The sequence below is a fragment of the Paraburkholderia nodosa DSM 21604 genome, from assembly GCF_000519185.1.
Lineage (GTDB): Bacteria > Pseudomonadota > Gammaproteobacteria > Burkholderiales > Burkholderiaceae > Paraburkholderia > Paraburkholderia nodosa.
In genome coordinates this window covers 1-2,722 of sequence record NZ_JAFA01000105.1, presented here as the reverse complement: position 1 = coordinate 2,722, position 2,722 = coordinate 1, and the positions used below count along the sequence as shown (strand labels likewise).

General features: G+C 48.2%; 2 protein-coding genes. Both read left to right on the top strand.

Translation table 11 applies throughout. From position 1 onward, the window contains the following. Positions 1-296 precede the first annotated feature (296 nt). Positions 297-1,649, top strand: a complete 1,353-nt coding sequence (locus tag A3CW_RS0144065) for an STM4012 family radical SAM protein (protein ID WP_028209153.1) — start codon at positions 297-299, stop codon at positions 1,647-1,649. Further along, positions 1,646-2,569 carry a class I SAM-dependent methyltransferase gene (locus A3CW_RS49895; RefSeq protein WP_051482118.1) on the top strand — a complete coding sequence of 308 codons (924 nt, stop codon included), beginning with the start codon at positions 1,646-1,648 and terminating at the stop codon, positions 2,567-2,569. The genes A3CW_RS0144065 and A3CW_RS49895 overlap by 4 nt, the downstream gene beginning before the upstream one ends. Positions 2,570-2,722 lie beyond the last annotated feature (153 nt).

Genomic DNA, 2,722 nt, shown 5'->3' with positions numbered 1-2,722 from the left:
TGGCAAGGTCTGGAGCGCGTCATGACGGCAGCGGAAACTCTACGCGGACTGCGCCATGAACTCGCGTAGTCCGAGATGTGTATAACGCGGTGGGCAGTACGAGGGACTGAAATACAGTGGCGACTTCACCGATGCCGCCCATCTTGCACAACTGCTGCGTCTGGGACTATTGCCTGAGGGCCCTGCGTGGCACCGTCCAATTTGCGGGCATCAGTTTTCGTCTTCATGCCCACATAACGCACAACGCACTATTTGGTGCACTCGTCAGAAAATTCAGAAGTGACTAGGAGAAAAGCATGCAGCAAATCGCGGATTCAATTCGACATTCTATAAGGAACAATCACTTAAAGTCGTATGTATATAGTTATCCTTCGAAAAGGTCGTATAAAAGTCTACATAATATCGGCATTACGGAAATATGGCACACCGGTGATCGTGGACCAGCTTCAATATATATCCATATACCATTTTGCAGATACAGGTGTACTTACTGTACGTTATTTCTAACGACCCATGATGCAGAGGACATAATACAAAATTATGTTGATAAGATATGTGAACAAATCAAATTTTATGCCAAGTACACGGGAAGGAAGACAGTTGTATCTGTGTATTTTGGTGGCGGAACTCCGACTATTCTAAACGAAAAACAATTCGGACAGATTTTTTCATCGATTCAACACGGATTCCCGAATATTGCGTCCTCTGCTGAGCTATGTGTCGAAGGTTCTCCCGACTCGATGTCCGAAGAACTCCTCGATTTCTTGAAAAGCCACGGCGTGAACCGAATCAGTATGGGTATCCAAACTATGGATTCCGCAGAGCTGAAGGCCAGCGGTGGCCCATACCCGGTTTCGACAACAATCTCTGCGGTAGAAAATATCCGAAAGCGTTTCGAAAATTTCAATCTGGATCTGATCTACGGCCTTTCAGGTCAGACCTACGAAAGCTGGCAAAATTCGCTCCGCCACATCGTTTCATCAGGTCCAGTGACTATCTCACTGTATCCTGCAATTAGCCGACCTCTCACAGCGATTCATAAGCAGCAGCGATTGCATCCGGAGCGATACATCGACGACCAGACCAAGTATGCGATCTACGATAGCAATGTCGAGTTCATGCAAATGAATGGATACCGACAAGAGTCCTTCACTAGGTTCACCCGTCTGCCAGAGAATAGCAGCGCGTACGCCCAAGAGACTTCCGACTTTCTCGGCGTTCCGATGATCGGAATTGGAGCAGGCGCAAGAAGCTACAACGGAAAATACCACTACAGCTTCGACTACGCGGTCGACCTCAACGAGGTCGGCAAGGCCATTGAAGATTATTCGAACCTCAAAATCACCGAACGCAGCATGGTGAGGTACGGGATTGTTCTTGATGCTTACGAAGAGCGCTTGAGATATTTCATCCTCAGCCTTACGCTGAACCAACTTTCTGGGACATACTATTCATCACAGTTTGGCCGGAATCTGTATTCTGATTTTTTGGACGTAATTGATGCACTTGAGGCTGAGGGGTGCATCGAGCCACCGTCCAATGACAAGATTCGATTGACCAAGAAGGGTTACAAATACAGTAATTTGGTCGCGCACCATCTTTTCTCGAACCATGTGAAAACCCTGGAAGAAAGGTATGTTCCACGATGAGCAACAGTGAGCGATTTTGGGAGAAAGGTTATTCGGACGCGAAAGTGTGGACGATGGGCGGACCGAGTGTTGAGGTATTTGAAATTGAACAGTTTCTACCACGAAACTCGACTGTTATAGACATCGGCTGTGGCGAAGGCAGAAATGCGCTCTTTCTTGCCCTCAGGGGACACAAGGTGACCGCCTTGGAACTTTCCTCGAACGCCGTAAAGAAACTTCATTCGATTGCTGACCGTTATTCGTTGAACATCGATGTGATCGAGGAACGGATCGAGGATTTCGTGCCGGATGAAAATTATGATCTAGTTATGGCGCACTCGTCGTTACATTTCGTGACGAAAGACGTGTGGATTCCCTTGCTTCGGGAAATGAGGCAACGGACTAAGCCGGGCGGATTTCACAACTTCACATCGATTATTGGAATTCGTCGCTACCCAGTTCCGCACGAGTGCCGACATGCCAATTCGTTTGATCGAGGCGATCTCGACTCGCAATATGCGGACTGGCAGATTCTTCGTTCCGATTTCTACGCCAAGTGGGATTCCCATCCGGGTATTCCGACGCATGTGCATGCCGTTGAGAAGTTTCTCTCGAGAAAAGCAAACTCGGTCGAGCGGTTCACGTTGACGAAGGTCGATCTTTCGAACAGCGACAATCTTCCTTTAATCTTGTTCGACAGCATACCCCTTGGAGCCGATGCTACCGCAGTCAAGTCGATGGGTGTTCGTCCGAGACACGTCAATCGGATTGAAATGCCAGGGTGGAACATGACGTCTCCTACGGAGCTGACGGGCAACTATGTGGTTGAAGACTGGATTTTTGGGATATACGGACTCCAATTCACACAGAGCATTTTGACGGGTAAATACGAGTATTTTACGTCACCAGTTTCGTTGCGGAACTCTAGTGTCTTGAGTTAAAAGTTCATTGAATGATGCCGATCGCGTACTAAAGTGTTCTGTGTGGCACTTGATGCGAGGGCGCTGTCACGTTGACGAAGTGGCCGGGTAAGATGTGTTGATGAAGAAGACCAAATCGCTTTATCACGGCCACCGGTTTCCGGCGGCGGTCAT